We start from the raw sequence: 14,060 nt of genomic DNA on the forward strand, positions 1-14,060 counted from the left end.
GCTTTCTCCGTCCCTACCGCGACGCTCCGAAGAAGGAAAGTCCATGCGTCAGACACCCCCGCTGCTGCTGTCCTTGATGTTGACGGCGGGCATGGCCACCGGGGCAGTGGCCCAAGGCCTCGCGCCGGCCACCACGGCGGCCCCGCCGGTGATCGCGCCCGATCAGGCCCCGCCGCCCGATCCCTATGGCACGCTGACCTTCGCGACGGAGAATGACGTCTTCGGCGGCGGCACGGACCGCTATTATACCAACGGCCTGTTGCTGTCCTACCGCTCGCCCTCGGCCGACCTGCCGCGGCCACTGGCCTGGCTGAACGACCAGCTGGAATGGGTGCTGGGGCCCGGCACGTTGCGCTGGGGCGCGGCGGTCGGCCAGAACATCTACACTCCGCAGGATACCTACCGCAGCAATCCCGACCCGCGTGACCGGCCTTATGCCGGCTACCTGTATGGCTCCGTCAGCCTGAGCCGGATCACCGAGCTGACGTCCCGCACGGTGGAGCTTCAGCTCGGCGTCGTTGGGCCGGCGGCGCTGGGCGAGCAGGTGCAGAACAACTACCACCGCCTGCTCAACATCCGCCGGGTCGACGGGTGGGACTACCAGTTGAAGGACGAAGCGGCCGTGACCGCGATCTACGAGCAGAAGTGGCGGGTGCCGATGGGCACCGTCGCCGGCTTGCAGACCGAGGTGGTGCCGTCGGTTTCCGCATCCATCGGCAACGTGCAGACCTATGCCGCGGCCGGCGGCACCGTTCGCATCGGCCACGGGTTGGATTCAGATTTCGGCCCGCCGCGCATCCGCCCCGGCCTGTCCGGCTCGGGCTGGGTGCAGCCGCGCGAAAATTTCGAATGGTATGTCTTCGCGGGGTTGGAAGGCCGGGCCGTGGGGCGGGACATCTTTCTGGACGGCAACACCTTTCGCGACAGCCGAAGCGTCGACAAGCGCATCTTCGTGGGCGATTTCCAGACCGGCGTGGCCGCGGTGTATCGCGGCGTGCGCGTCGCTTTGACGCAGGTCTGGCGGTCGGAGGAATTCTACGGCCAGTCCGGGCGGCAGAAGTTCGGCTCGCTCAGCGTGTCCTTTCGCTTCTGACCGGATCGTCGGCGGTGCCGCATAGCCCCCGTTGTCGCCGGCCCGCCGGGCGTGGCATGGCTGCGGCATGCTGAACCGCCGCCTGCTTTTCCGAGTCGGAGCCGCCGCCCTGGTGGCGGGTGGCCCGGCGAACGCCGCGACGGCCAGCTTTCCCGAGTTCCTGGCCGATGTCGGCGCCGAGGCACGGCAAGGCGGCGTTTCGGCCGCCACCCTGCAGCGTGCCTTTGCCGGCATCCGCGCCAACGAGCGCGTGTTGCAGCTGGACCGCCGCCAAGCCGAGTTCACGCTGAGCTGGGAGCAGTACCGGGACGGCCGGATCAACCAGCAGCGCATCGACGGCGGACGCAAGGCCTTCGCGCAGAACCAGCCGATGCTGGACGCCATCGCCAGCCGCTATCCGGTCAACCCGCGCGTGGTCGTGGCGGTCTGGGGCCTGGAAACCAGCTACGGCGGCTTCACGGGCACCTTCAACACCATCGAAGCCCTGGCGACCCTGGCCTGGGACGGCCGGCGCGCCGCCTTCTTCCGGGCGGAGCTGCTGGCGGCGCTGCGCATCCTGGAGCAGGGCGATGTCACGCCCGACCGCATGCGGGGCAGCCACGCCGGCGCCATGGGGCACCCGCAATTCATGCCGACCAGCTTCGAGCGGCTGGCGGTGGATTTCGATGGCGACGGCCGGCGCGACATATGGGACAGCCGGGCCGACGCTCTGGCTTCCATCGCGAACTACCTGGCGCGCAACGGCTGGCAGGGCGATGAGCGTTGGGGGCGGGAAGTGCTGCTGCCCCCTGGCTTCGACCCCACCCTGGCCGGGCGCGACAACCGCCGGCCGCTTGCCGAATGGCTGAAGCTCGGCGTCACCGCAGCCGATGGATCGGACCTGTCATCGGGCGGCGCGATGGAGGCGGCGATCCTGCTGCCGGCCGGTGCCGGCGGGCAGGCCTTCGCCGTGTACCGCAACTTCGATGTCATCCGCCGCTACAACCCGTCCGACTTCTATGCCCTGGTGGTCGGCCTGCTTTCGGATCGCGTTGCATGACCCCTGCCAGCCGCTGTCTTGTGTTGCTGCTGCCTTTGCTGGCCGCCTGCACCCCCGCCAAGCCACCGGCCCCGGTGGAGCCGCCCCGCTACGTGGTGGGCGAGCCCTACCAGATGGGCGGCACCTGGTCCTACCCGCGGGAGGACTTCGCGCTGCGGGAAACCGGATTGGCCACCGTGGTCGCCGATGCCCGCGCCGGGCGCCTGACCGCCGATGGCGAGGTGTACGATCCCGATTGGCTGACCGCCGCGCACCGCACCCTCCAGCTTCCGGCCATCCTGGTTGTCACGAACCTGGAAAACGGGCTGGAACTGCGTGTGCGTGTCAATGACCGCGGCCCCGCCCAGGCGGGGCGGCTGCTGGCCCTGTCCCGCCGTGCGGCCGAGCTGCTGCGGGTGCAGCCCGGTGGTACCCAGGTGGCCATCTCCGTGGATGGCGATGCCTCGCGCGCCCTGGCCGCCGGGTTGCCGCAGCCCGACGCCATGCGGATCGCCATCGCCACCGCGCCGCGCGAAACGCTGCAATCGGAAAGCCTCGCGCCGCCGCCGGGATCGCGCGCCGCCGACCGCGTGCGGCAGGCGCCCGCGGCCCGCAGCTTCGTGGCACCTCTGGCCGAAGCCACCGCCGCCTCCGCCACCCCGCAGCGACTGCCCGAGGCGGTGGACCAGGGAATGGCCCGGCCGGGGCAGCTCTACGTGCAGGGAAGCACCTTCACGGCGCGCGAGGCGGCGCAGCGCCAGGCGGCCCGGATGTCGGGCGCGCGGGTCGAGGCCTTCGGCCCCGGGCGGCGGCCGGAGTATCGCGTGCGCCTCGGACCCTTCGCATCGGTGTCGCAGGCCGATCAGGGGCTTGAGATCGCCCGCCGGTCGGGCGTATCGGAAGCACGCATTCTGGTTGACTGAGTTGAGGGGGGAGTTCCGCCATGCCGCTACGCCGTGAATTACTCGGTGGCACCGCCGCCGCGCTGGCGACCGCCACGCTGGCGGGACCGGCGATGGCGCAGCGCGCGCCGGGCCGCGGCCGGGCCGCCGCTCCCGCCGCGCCGGCCAGCAGCCCGGCCAGCACGCCGCTGGGCCCGGTGGATACCCAGGCCCGGCAGGCGATCATCGTGGATGCCGACACCGGTGCCACCCTGCTGGAAAAAAGCGCGGACGAACGGATGCATCCGTCGTCCATGTCCAAGCTGATGACGATGTACGTGGTCTTCGACCTGCTGAAGCAGGGCCGGTTGAAGATGGACCAGACCTTTCCCGTCAGCGAGCGCGCGTGGCGGATGCAAGGCTCCAAGATGTTCGTGGAGCTCGGTTCGCAGATCAGCATCAACGACCTGGCGCATGGCGTGATCGTGCAATCCGGCAACGATGCCTGCATCGTGCTGGCCGAGGGCATCAGCGGCAGCGAGCAGCAGTTCGCCGAGTTGCTGAACGAGTACGGCAAGCGGATCGGCCTCAAGGACAGCACCTTCCGCAACGCGACCGGCTGGCCCGACCCCGAGCACCTGATGACCTGCCGCGACCTGTCCACCCTGGCGCGCCGGCTGATCAACGACTTCCCGGAATACTTCAACCTGTACAGCGTGCGCTCCTTCCAGTGGCACGGCATCAGCCAGGAAAACCGCAATCCGCTGCTCGGCCGCGTCGCCGGCGCCGACGGGCTGAAGACCGGCCATACCGATGAGGCCGGCTACGGCCTGACCGGCACCGTCAAGCGCGGCGACCGCCGGCTGATTCTGGTGGCCAACGGCATGACCTCCATGCGCATGCGCGGCGAGGAAACCGAGCGGCTGATCGAATGGGGCTTCCGCGAGTTCGAGAACGCCGTGCTGTTCAAGGCTTCGGATACCGTCGAGGCGGCACCGGTCTATCTGGGCGATCGCGCCACGGTGCCGCTGGTCGGCGGCCGCGACCTGGTGCTGACCCTGCCGCGGCAGTGGCGCCGCAACCTGACGGTGAAGCTGCGCTACGACGGCCCCGTGCCGGCGCCGATCGCCAAGGGGCAGGAGATCGGTCAACTGGACATTTCCGGCCAGGGCGTGCCGCCGATGGTGTTGCCGCTTTATGCCGGCGTGGACGTCGCCAAGCTGGGCGTGCTGTCGCGCATCCCGGCGGTGATCGGGCGGTGGGTGTCTGGCTGATCCGGTGCCGGCCCGCTTTATCACGCTGGAAGGCGGGGAGGGTGCTGGCAAGACCACCCTCTCGCTGCGCCTCGCCACCGCTCTTGCCGCCGCGGGCGTGCCGGTGCTGCGCACCCGCGAGCCCGGTGGTGCTCCCGGTGCCGAGGCCCTGCGCGCCCTGATGCTGCACGGCGGCGTGGCCTGGGACCCGGTGGCCGAGGCCATGCTGATGTTCGCGGCGCGGCGCGAGCACGTGGCCAAGACCATCCGGCCGGCGCTGGATGCCGGCATCTGGGTCGTGTGCGACCGCTTCGCTGATTCGACGCTCGCCTACCAGTGCCACGGGCATGGGTTGGACCGCACCGTGTGGCAGCGGCTGGCGGAGGTCGCGTTGGACGGCTTTGCCCCTGACCTGACCTTGGTGCTGGACCTGCCGCCCGATGCGGGCATGGCCCGCGCATTGTCCCGCGGGGCGCCGGACCGGTTCGAACGGATGGGGGCGGCGTTCCATGCCCGGGTGCATGCCGCGTTCCTCGCCATCGCCGAGGCCGAGCCGGAGCGCTGTGCCGTGCTGGACGCGGCCCAGCCGCCGGACGCGGTATTCGCCGCCGCTGCCTCGGCCGTGGCTGCCCGCCTGGGGATCGCGCTGTGAGCCTTCCCCCCGAACCGCGCGCCAACCCGGACCTGTTCGGTCACCAGGATGCCGCGCGCATGCTGGCGGAGGCCGCCGGGGCAGGGCGCCTGCACCATGCGTGGCTGCTGACCGGGCCACGCGGCGTCGGCAAGGCGACCCTGGCTTACCGCTTCGCCCGCTGGCTGCTGGCCGGCAGCCCGCCGGGCGAGGAGCCGTTGTTCGTCCCCCCTGGGGATCCGGCCTTTCGCCGCGTGGCGGCGGGGGCGCATGCGGACCTCAGGGCCCTGGTGCCAAATGCCGGCGACAAGGGCGTGAAGATGATGATCCGGGTCGACGAGGTGCGCACGGTGCCGCGCTTCCTCAGCCTGACGGCCGCCGAGGGCGGCTGGCGCATCATCCTGGTCGAGCAGGTCGAGGCCATGAACCCGGAAGCGCAGAACGCGCTTCTGAAGACATTGGAAGAACCGCCGCCCCGGGCGCTGCTGCTGCTGACCACCAGCGCCCCGGACCGCCTTCTGCCGACCATCCGCAGCCGTTGCCGTCGGATCGACCTGTTTCCCCTGTCCGACGCCGCCATGACCGGCGTGCTGGGCCACTGGCTCCCCGACATGGCGGAGGCGGATCGGCAGGGGCTGGCTCGCATCGCCGGTGGCGCCCCCGGCCGGGCCCTGGAACTCGCGGAAGGCGAGGGGCTGGCCATGCAGGCCGAGGTGGACGGCTTTCTCCGCACCCTGCCACGCCCCGACCCGCGAGGGCTGCACCAACTGGCCGACCGCCTGGCCGGCAAGCGCGACGGCAGTGCGTTGATTACCTTTATCGAGCTGCTGCGCGCCTCTTTGGCGCTGGCGGTGCGCGAGGCGGCGCGGGGCGGTGCCGTCGCGCCCTATCTGGCAGCGCGGCCGCTTGCCGAGTGGGCGTCGCTGTGGGACACCCTCGGCCGGCTGGCCGATGAGACCGAGACCTTGAACCTGGACCGCAAGCAGGCGGTCCTGAGTGGTTTGTCTCGCCTGGCCTCGCGCTGAGGACCTGATGAGCATGACGACCGAGCGGCGCTTCTACCTGACGACGCCCATCTATTACGTGAATGACAAGCCGCATATCGGCCACGCATACACCTCGCTGGCCGCTGATGTCCTGGCGCGCTGGAAGCGGATGTCGGGCGAGGCGGTGCACTTCCTGACCGGTACGGATGAGCACGGCCAGAAGGTCGAGAAAGCCGCCGAGGCGCGCGGGATGGATCCGCAGGCTTTCACTGATCAGGTCAGCCAGGCATTCCGCGACCTCGCGGAGCGGATGAACTTTTCCAACGACGATTTCATCCGCACCACGGAAGAGCGTCACAAGACAGCTTGCGCCGCCCTGTGGAAGCGGTTGGAGGAGCGCGGCCAGATTTATCTGGGGCATTACGAAGGCTGGTACGCGGTGCGCGACGAGGCCTTCTATGGACCCGACGAGATCACCGAGAAGGATGGCCAGAAGTTCGCCCCGACCGGCGCGCCGGTGGAGTGGGTGAGGGAGCCCTCCTACTTCTTCCGCCTGTCCGCATGGCAGGACTGGCTGCTGCAATACTACGAGGATCATCCCGACTTCATCGGCCCGCAGAGCCGGCGCAATGAGGTGATGAACTTCGTCAAATCTGGCCTGACCGACCTGTCCATTTCCCGCACGTCCTTCAAGTGGGGCGTGAAGGTGCCGGGCGACGAGGCCCATGTGATGTACGTCTGGCTCGACGCCCTGACGAACTACATCACGGCGCTTGGCTATCCCGATGAAGACACGGAGCTTTGGCGTTTCTGGCCGGCCAACGTGCACTTCGTGGGCAAGGATATCGTCCGGTTCCACGCCATCTATTGGCCGGCGTTCCTTCATGCCGCCGGTTTGCCGGTGCCGCATCGGGTGTTCGCGCATGGCTGGTGGACCAACGAAGGCCAGAAGATCTCCAAGTCGCTCGGCAACGTCATCGATCCGTTGCAGTTGATCGACGCCTACGGTCTTGATCCCGTACGCTTCTTTCTGATGCGCGAAGTTCCCTTCGGTAACGATGGAGATTTCAGCCGCAAGTCATTGATGCAGCGTTTGAACAGCGAGCTGGCCAATGATCTTGGCAATCTGGCGCAGCGGACACTTTCGCTGATCCAGCGCAATTGCGAGGCCATGTTACCGGCAGCCGCCGACATCTCCGGGGCGGATGCGGTGCTGATGACGCCGTTGGAAACCCTCGTCGCCACGGTGAATGACCAACTGGATCGCCAGGAATACCATCTGGCGCTGGAGGAGGTCTGGAAGAACATCCGGGCCGCCAATCTCTACATCACGCAGCAGCAGCCCTGGGCCCTGAAGAAAACCGATCTCCCCCGCATGAACGTTGTCCTGCGGCATCTCCACACGGCGCTCCGTGCCTACGCGACGGTGCTGCTTCCCTTCATGCCACAGACGATGAACAGCCTGCTGGACCAGCTCGCGGTGCCCGGCGATGCCCGGCTCCTGGCTTCTCTTGGAAGCCCAGTCGAGGCAGGCACGGTGCTGCCGGCTCCAACGCCTTTGTTCCAGAAAATTCAGGACGATGCTGCCTGATGTTGGTCGATAGCCACTGTCACCTGGATTATTTCTCGGATGCCGAGATCACCGACGTGCTGGACCGGGCCAAGGCGGCCGGGGTCGGGGAGATGGTTTCGATCGGCGTGCGGATGTCTCAGGCCGAAACTGTTGTATCGTTGACGGAACGATTTCCTCAGGTTTGGGGAACCGTGGGCGTGCATCCTCAAAACGTGGGCGAGGGGCCTCTGGCCGAGGTCGATGCCATCGTCGCCGCCACGCAACACGGGCGGATCATAGGCATCGGCGAAAGCGGGCTGGACTACTTCTACGACAAGGCTCCGCCCGCCATGCAGCAGGAAAGCTTCCGCCGGCATGTTCGCGCGGCACAGCTGACGTCCTTGCCCCTGGTGATCCATGCCCGGGATGCGGATGACGACATCGCCAACATCCTCCGACAGGAAACGGCTGACGGTGGAGCATTTCCGTTTCTGCTGCATTGCTTCAGTTCTGGCCGGCAACTGGCTGAAACTACGGTTGAGCTCGGGGGCTACCTATCGTTCTCCGGTATTCTGACCTTTCCGAAATCGACGGAGCTGCGTGACATCGCCCGGGACATGCCGGAGGACCGGCTGCTCGTGGAAACGGATGCGCCCTATCTGGCGCCGGTGCCATTCCGCGGCAAGCGCAACGAACCGTCCTACGTTGCTCACACGGCCCGAACGCTGGCCGAGGTGCGTGGCATGACGCCGGAAGCCCTGGCTAAATTGACGACAGAGAATTTCAGGCGCTTGTTCAAGAAGGCAGCTTAAGGCTTTGTCCTTGAATGTTAAAATTCTGGGCTGTGGTGGTTCGGCTGGGGTCCCGATGCTTGGGGGGCTGGATGGCAGTGGTGACTGGGGCATCTGCGATCCGGCGGATGCTCGCAACCGCAGGACCCGATCGTCCATCCTGATCGAAGGCGAGGATGGTCAGCGACTGCTGGTGGATGCCGGCCCTGATCTGAGAGCACAGCTCCTGGCAGCACAGATTCGTCAGGTCGATGCCTTGCTGATCACCCATGGTCATGCCGACCACATCATGGGACTGGATGAGATCCGGCCGCTGAACCGTGTGCTGGGCAAGGCGATCCCGACCTTCGCGACGGAGCAGACCCTGGGTGAGCTCCGGACGCGCTTCGACTACATCTTTCGCGACCCGACGCCGCCGGCATTCTATCGGCCTGCCGCCACACCGATGCCTGTAGAGCCAGGACAGCAGCGGGACATCGCCGGGCTGGACGTGCGGCTGTTCCGGCAGGACCACAAGGTGATGGACACGCTGGGACTGCGGATCGGCAGGTTTGCTTATTCCACGGACGTGGTGGCCATGCCGGACGAAAGCTTGGCCTTGCTGACAGGGCTGCACACCTGGGTCGTCGGTTGCTTTCAGCGCCGCCCACATCCGGTTCACGCGAACATCGACCAGGTCCTGCAATGGGTGGGGCAGCTCAAGCCGCAGCGCACGATTCTGACTCACATGGGCAATGACATGGACTGGGACTGGCTGCAGCGAAACTTGCCGCCGGGCATCGAGGCCGCGCATGACGGCCAGACGATTACTGTCCCAGACTAAGCATATTTTACATAATAAATATTATACGGCACAAGGCGAGACCATGTCTGACCTGTCTTCCGCTGCCCTTCTCCGGTTGCTGGGCATCATGGCGCGGCTCCGGGCCCCGGATGGCTGTGGCTGGGACCAGATACAAACTTTCGCGTCCATCGCACCCTATACGATCGAGGAAGGCTACGAGGTCGCGGATGCCATTCGCTCCGACAACCTGCCGGCTCTTCAGGATGAACTGGGCGACCTGTTGTTCCAGGTCGTGTACCACGCGCAGATGGCGCAGGAGGCCGGCGCCTTCGACTTCGCTGCCGTGGCGAATACGATTGCGGAGAAAATGATCCGGCGGCATCCGCACGTGTTCGGCGATGCCGCCGCGCGCGACGCGGCGGCACAGACCGCGGCGTGGGAGGTTCAGAAGCAGGCGGAGCGCAAGGCTCGTCAGGAAACCGGCACCCTCGCCGGCATCCCGACCGCCCTGCCCGCCCTGACGCGCGCCGAGAAGCTGGCGAAGCGCGCCGCCCGCGTCGGCTTCGACTGGCCACACGTCGACGCGGTTTTCGACAAGCTGGCCGAGGAAACCGCCGAGCTGAAGGCCGAGCTGGCCGCAGCCGACAAAGCCCGCCTTCAGGACGAATTCGGCGACATGCTGTTCGTGATGGTCAACCTGGCCCGCAAGCTTGACATCGACCCCGAGGAAAGCCTGCGCGGCGCCAACGCGAAGTTCGAGCGCCGTTTCAACGCTGTCGAGACGACGTTGGCAAAGCAAGGCCTGTCACCTGCTGACGCCGGCCTCGAAGCCATGGAGGCGGCCTGGCAGCACGTGAAGCGCCAGGAAAGCTAGGGCGCCGTTTGCTTTCAGGGGTCCAGCAACGCCGCCTTGATGGCGGTCCAGCTGTCTCTGTCGGGTGCGGCGATCAGCCCCCCGGCGGTGTGCCCGGGTTGATAGGCGCTGCCATCGAAGCGTGCGCTGTACCCACCCGCTTCCTGATGCAGCAGCCAGCCGGGCAGATGGTCCCAGGGCATCAGCTTATTGTAGATCACGAAATGCGCGCCGCCCGAGGCAACCAGCCGGTATTCATGCGCCGCGCACCGGAACTGCACGCCGGATGCCAGACGCGGCAACCGCGATGTCACCTGGCTCCGCAACGGCTCCTTCATCCAGGTCCAGGACACGGCGCCGGTCATCTGCTCCACCGGAACGGCGCCGGCGACGCGAAGGTCGGTGCGGCCGAATTCGGGATGCTCGATCCAGGCACCCTCGCCCCGGATCGCGATGGCGGTATCGCCACCCAGCGGGTCATGGATCCAGGCCGCCACGACCTCGCCACGCACCACCGCCGCAGCCATGCAGCCAAACAACGGCACGCCGGCCGCGAAGTTTGCCGTGCCGTCCACCGGGTCCACCACGAAGGCCAGCTCGGCGCCGGCGAGGCGGTCGAGCAGCGCGGGGTCCGCGGCGGTGGCTTCCTCGCCAACGACCACGCAGCCGGGAAACCGGGCTTGCAGGTCGCGGGTGATCTGCCGCTCCGCCGCTTCATCCGCATCGGTCACCAGGTCGGTCGGACCCGACTTGGTGCGGATGGCACCGGCGGCAAGGCGGCGGAAGCGTGGCAGGATCTCCGCCTGCGTGGCGTCGCGCAGAAGGGTCGCGACATCGGTCGCCATCCGGTGGTCGAAGCGCATGGGGGGGAACCTTTCAGCCTTGCTCGAAACGCGCCTGGTCGGCCGGGGCCAGCCGGACGGTCATGCGGATGATGTCGTCGCCATCCTCGCGGGACAGCACCTCGCCGTGCTGATACAGCCAGGCGATCCGTGCCCCGTCGGCCGGCGGCAGCGCGTATTCGACCGTTACCATCCTGGATGCCAGCCGCGCATCCAGCGCGGACCGCAGGGTATCGAGCCCCTCGCCCGTCAGGGCGGAGACGGCGATCGCCGAGCCGTCGGTCCCCGGCACGTCCGCGGCGCCGCCCAGTAGGTCGGCCTTGTTGAGCACCTCGATGGTGCGGCCTGCCCAATCGGGGTCGAGTGTCGGGTCGTCGCCGGAGGCCAGTTCCTCCAGAACCCCGAGCACGTCGGCCCGCTGGGACGACGTGTCCGGGTGCGCCACGTCCCGCACATGCAGGATGATGTCGGCCGCGGCCACCTCCTCCAGCGTCGCGCGGAAGGCCTCGATCAACTGGGTCGGGAGGTCGCTGATGAAGCCTACGGTATCGGACAGGATCACCGTCCGGCCGTTCGGCAGCTTGATCGCCCGCATGGTGGGGTCGAGCGTCGCGAAGAGCTGGTCCTGGGCATAGACCCCGGCGCCGGTCAGCGCGTTGAACAGCGTCGATTTACCGGCATTGGTATAGCCCACCAGCGCCACCACGGGGAACGGCACGCGGGTGCGCGCCGCCCGGTGCAGGCCGCGCGTGCGCCGCACCTGCTCCAGCTCCTTCTTGAGCTTGACGATCCGCTCGTCGATCAGCCGGCGGTCGATCTCGATCTGGCTTTCGCCAGGGCCGCCCAGAAAGCCGAAGCCGCCGCGCTGCCGCTCCAGGTGGGTCCAGGACCGCACCAGGCGGGTGCGCTGGTAGGACAGGTGCGCCAGTTCAACTTGCAGCGAACCTTCGCGCGTACGGGCACGCTCGCCGAAGATCTCCAGGATCAGGCCGGTGCGGTCGATGACCTTGCAGCCCCAGGCGCGTTCCAGGTTGCGCTGCTGCACGGGGCTGAGCGCCGCGTCCACCACGACCACGCCGATCTGGTGTTCCTCGATGGCCTGGTGCGCCATCTCCACCTGGCCTTCGCCAAGCAGTGTCGACGGGCGGCGCGTGCGCAGCGGAAAGGCCGCGCTGTGCACGATGGTCAGGCCGATGGAGGCGGCCAGCCCCACGGCCTCGGCCAGCCGCGCTTCGGCGGCGCGGCTGACGCTGCGTTGATCGGGAAAGGCCAGGACGCTGGCGTCGGCCCCGGCCAGCCGGACGGGGCGCTCATGCGGCAAGAGCACGGCGGCAAGCAGGGGCTTGCCGCGCGTGACGTTGTCAGTCGGAGGAGCCGACAGGGTTGACCTCACGTTGCAGTGTCATGGTGCCCTCGCGCGTCACCGTGGCGGTGCCGGTCTGGGCGGGGGTGGCGGCTGCGCCGCCGGCGGCGGCGGCATCGAACAGCATGATCGGCGCGCCCGGCATCACGGTGCTGATGGCGTGCTTGTAGACCAGCTGCGTATGCCCGTCCCGGCGCAGCAGGACGGAAAAGTTGTCGAACCAGGTGATGATACCCTGGAGCTTAACGCCATTGACCAGGAAGATGGTCACGGGCGTCTTGCTTTTGCGAACATGGTTCAGGAACACGTCCTGCACGTTCTGGGACTTCTCGGCGGCCATGAGGCTCGGTCCTTCTTCTTCTTGACGGGCCGCGTTCGTTGTCCTGAAGCCTCGGTCAGCCCGGGCCAGGATGCGCGGCATCGCCCCGGTTGCGATATGCATCCCGGTTCGCGCGCAAGATCATGCGAAGTGGGGCTGCTTGGCAAGCCCGAGCAGCCGCTCCGCGAGAGCATGGCCGTCCGCGAATGCCGCATCCGGCGCCACTGCCTGCACGCCGCCGTCATGGGCTGCATCGCCCAGCAGCACAGCGCTGCACCCGGCCGCCCGCGCGGCGCGCATGTCCACGCCCGTGTCGCCGATGAACCAGACCTCCGGGCCGGGCTGCACGCCCATGCGCGACAGGGCCAGCAGCACGGGCGCGGCCGCCGGCTTGTCCGCCTCGGCATCGCCGGCGCCGATCACGGCGGCGAAATGCCGCTCCCAGCCCAGGTGGGCGGCCTCCGCCCGCAGGATCGGCCCCTGCTTGTTGGAGACCACGCCCTGCGGCCAGCGGTCGGCGGCGGCCAATGCGGCCTCGACCCCCGGCAAGGGCGTGATCAGCTCCAGGTGCCGGGCGCGCACCTCGGCGTAGAAGATGTCCCTCGCCTTCTCCCATTTAGCGCCGAACAGCGGCGGGAAGGCTTCGCGCAGCGCCAGCCGGGCCCTGGCGCGCACCTCCTCCACGCTCCATTCGGGCATGTCGAAGGCACGCAGGGCTGCGTTCATGCCGGCCTGGACGCCGGCCCAGGCATCGACCAGCGTGTTGTCCCAGTCCCATAGGATGGCGCGGGGCGGCGGCAGCGTCATCACGCCGCGTTCCGGGCGCCGCCCTTCACGTGGCGGGCGAAGATCTCGAACAACCGGGTCGTCACCGGGCCAGGCTTGCCGTCGCCCACATCCGCGTCGTCGATCTTCAGGATCGGCTTCACGAAGGAGGTCGCGGAGGTGATGAAGGCTTCCCGCGCCTGCTTCAGCTCCTCCAGGGTGAAGGCCCGCTCGTCAAAGGCGATGCCCTGCTCCGCCAGCTCTGCCATCAGCGCGCCGCGGGTGCAGCCGGGCAGGATGGCCTGCGACAGGGCGCGGGTGCGGATGGCGCCCTCGGCATCGACGATCCAGAAGGTGGTCGCCGCGCCCTCGGTCACGGTGCCGGTGGCTTCCTCGTACAGGATGGCCTCGATGGCCCCCTGCTCGCGCGCTGCCTGGCGGGCCAGGACGTTGGGCAGGAGGTTGATGCTCTTGATGTCCCGGTGCGCCCAGCGCAGGTCCGGCAGCGTGATGGCGTTGCCGCCCCAGTTGGCGATGCTGGCCGGGTAGGGCTTGATGCGCTTGACGGTGATGACCAGGGCGGGCGGTACCGGTTCGGCCGGGAACGGGTGGTCACGGTGCGCGACGCCGCGCGTGACCTGCATGTAGAGCAGGCCCTCGGTCACGCGGTTGCGGCGCGCAACCTCCTTGAGCACGAAGGACAGGGCCGCGCGGGTCAGCGGCATCGGCAACTGGATGGCCTTGAGCGAGCGTTCCAGCCGGTTGAGGTGGAGGTCCTCGTCCACGAAGCGGTTGTCGTAGAGGTGCACCACCTCGTAGATGCCGTCGCCGAACTGGTAGCCCCGGTCCTCGATGTTCACGCTGGCCTCGTTCTGCGGAACGTAGCGGCCATTCACATAGGCGATGCGGGACATAGGCGGGGCGATCCT

Annotated in this window: 15 protein-coding genes; 10 read left to right on the top strand and 5 right to left on the bottom strand. The window is 68.1% G+C overall.

The window, feature by feature from the left end:
- The first annotated feature begins 43 nt into the window (after nt 1-43).
- The 10 genes from IAI59_RS11845 (at nt 44) to mazG (ending at nt 9,863) form a co-directional block, all read left to right on the top strand.
- Nucleotides 44-1,093: a lipid A deacylase LpxR family protein gene (locus tag IAI59_RS11845; RefSeq protein ID WP_207417166.1), complete on the top strand. Its 1,050-nt coding sequence runs from the start codon at nt 44-46 to the stop codon at nt 1,091-1,093.
- A 67-nt stretch (nt 1,094-1,160) separates the two neighbouring features.
- On the top strand, nt 1,161-2,132 hold the full coding sequence (locus IAI59_RS11850; RefSeq protein ID WP_207417164.1) for a lytic murein transglycosylase: 972 nt from the start codon (nt 1,161-1,163) through the stop codon (nt 2,130-2,132).
- Nucleotides 2,129-3,034 (top strand): septal ring lytic transglycosylase RlpA family protein, encoded by a 906-nt coding sequence (locus tag IAI59_RS11855; RefSeq protein WP_207417162.1) that lies wholly within the window; start codon nt 2,129-2,131, stop codon nt 3,032-3,034. The genes IAI59_RS11850 and IAI59_RS11855 overlap by 4 nt, the downstream gene beginning before the upstream one ends.
- 20 nt (nt 3,035-3,054) lie before the next feature.
- Nucleotides 3,055-4,266 carry a D-alanyl-D-alanine carboxypeptidase family protein gene (locus IAI59_RS11860; protein ID WP_207417161.1) on the top strand — a complete coding sequence of 404 codons (1,212 nt, stop codon included), beginning with the start codon at nt 3,055-3,057 and terminating at the stop codon, nt 4,264-4,266.
- Between the two features lie 4 nt (nt 4,267-4,270).
- Nucleotides 4,271-4,897: a dTMP kinase gene (gene tmk / locus IAI59_RS11865; RefSeq protein ID WP_207417160.1), complete on the top strand. Its 627-nt coding sequence runs from the start codon at nt 4,271-4,273 to the stop codon at nt 4,895-4,897.
- Complete coding sequence (locus tag IAI59_RS11870) at nt 4,894-5,901, top strand: DNA polymerase III subunit delta' (RefSeq protein WP_207417159.1); 1,008 nt, start codon at nt 4,894-4,896, stop codon at nt 5,899-5,901. Before tmk ends, IAI59_RS11870 begins: the two co-directional genes overlap by 4 nt.
- 13 nt (nt 5,902-5,914) lie before the next feature.
- Entirely contained in the window at nt 5,915-7,453 is a 1,539-nt protein-coding gene (metG, locus tag IAI59_RS11875; RefSeq protein ID WP_207417422.1) for a methionine--tRNA ligase, read from the top strand.
- Nucleotides 7,453-8,226 carry a TatD family hydrolase gene (locus tag IAI59_RS11880; protein WP_207417158.1) on the top strand — a complete coding sequence of 258 codons (774 nt, stop codon included), beginning with the start codon at nt 7,453-7,455 and terminating at the stop codon, nt 8,224-8,226. Before metG ends, IAI59_RS11880 begins: the two co-directional genes overlap by 1 nt.
- A gap of 55 nt (nt 8,227-8,281) precedes the next feature.
- Entirely contained in the window at nt 8,282-9,028 is a 747-nt protein-coding gene (locus IAI59_RS11885; protein ID WP_207417157.1) for an MBL fold metallo-hydrolase, read from the top strand.
- A 43-nt stretch (nt 9,029-9,071) separates the two neighbouring features.
- Complete coding sequence (gene mazG, locus IAI59_RS11890; protein WP_207417156.1) at nt 9,072-9,863, top strand: nucleoside triphosphate pyrophosphohydrolase; 792 nt, start codon at nt 9,072-9,074, stop codon at nt 9,861-9,863.
- 14 nt (nt 9,864-9,877) lie between these two features.
- Here mazG and IAI59_RS11895 read toward each other — a convergent pair whose 3' ends face one another.
- From IAI59_RS11895 to IAI59_RS11915, 5 genes are all read right to left on the bottom strand, one after another.
- On the bottom strand, nt 9,878-10,705 hold the full coding sequence (locus IAI59_RS11895) for an inositol monophosphatase family protein (protein WP_207417154.1): 828 nt from the start codon (nt 10,703-10,705) through the stop codon (nt 9,878-9,880).
- A gap of 13 nt (nt 10,706-10,718) precedes the next feature.
- Entirely contained in the window at nt 10,719-12,077 is a 1,359-nt protein-coding gene (gene hflX, locus IAI59_RS11900; RefSeq protein ID WP_408887611.1) for a GTPase HflX, read from the bottom strand.
- Nucleotides 12,046-12,387, bottom strand: coding sequence for an RNA chaperone Hfq (gene hfq, locus IAI59_RS11905; RefSeq protein WP_207417153.1), 342 nt, complete (start codon nt 12,385-12,387; stop codon nt 12,046-12,048). The genes hflX and hfq overlap by 32 nt, the downstream gene beginning before the upstream one ends.
- A 120-nt stretch (nt 12,388-12,507) precedes the next feature.
- Nucleotides 12,508-13,173: an HAD family hydrolase gene (locus IAI59_RS11910; protein WP_207417152.1), complete on the bottom strand. Its 666-nt coding sequence runs from the start codon at nt 13,171-13,173 to the stop codon at nt 12,508-12,510.
- Nucleotides 13,173-14,045 carry a D-amino-acid transaminase gene (locus IAI59_RS11915; protein ID WP_207417151.1) on the bottom strand — a complete coding sequence of 291 codons (873 nt, stop codon included), beginning with the start codon at nt 14,043-14,045 and terminating at the stop codon, nt 13,173-13,175. The genes IAI59_RS11910 and IAI59_RS11915 overlap by 1 nt, the downstream gene beginning before the upstream one ends.
- Nucleotides 14,046-14,060: the final 15 nt, after the last annotated feature.

It is taken from the genome of Roseomonas haemaphysalidis (assembly GCF_017355405.1).
In the GTDB taxonomy this organism is placed as follows: Bacteria; Pseudomonadota; Alphaproteobacteria; order Acetobacterales; family Acetobacteraceae; genus Pseudoroseomonas; species Pseudoroseomonas haemaphysalidis.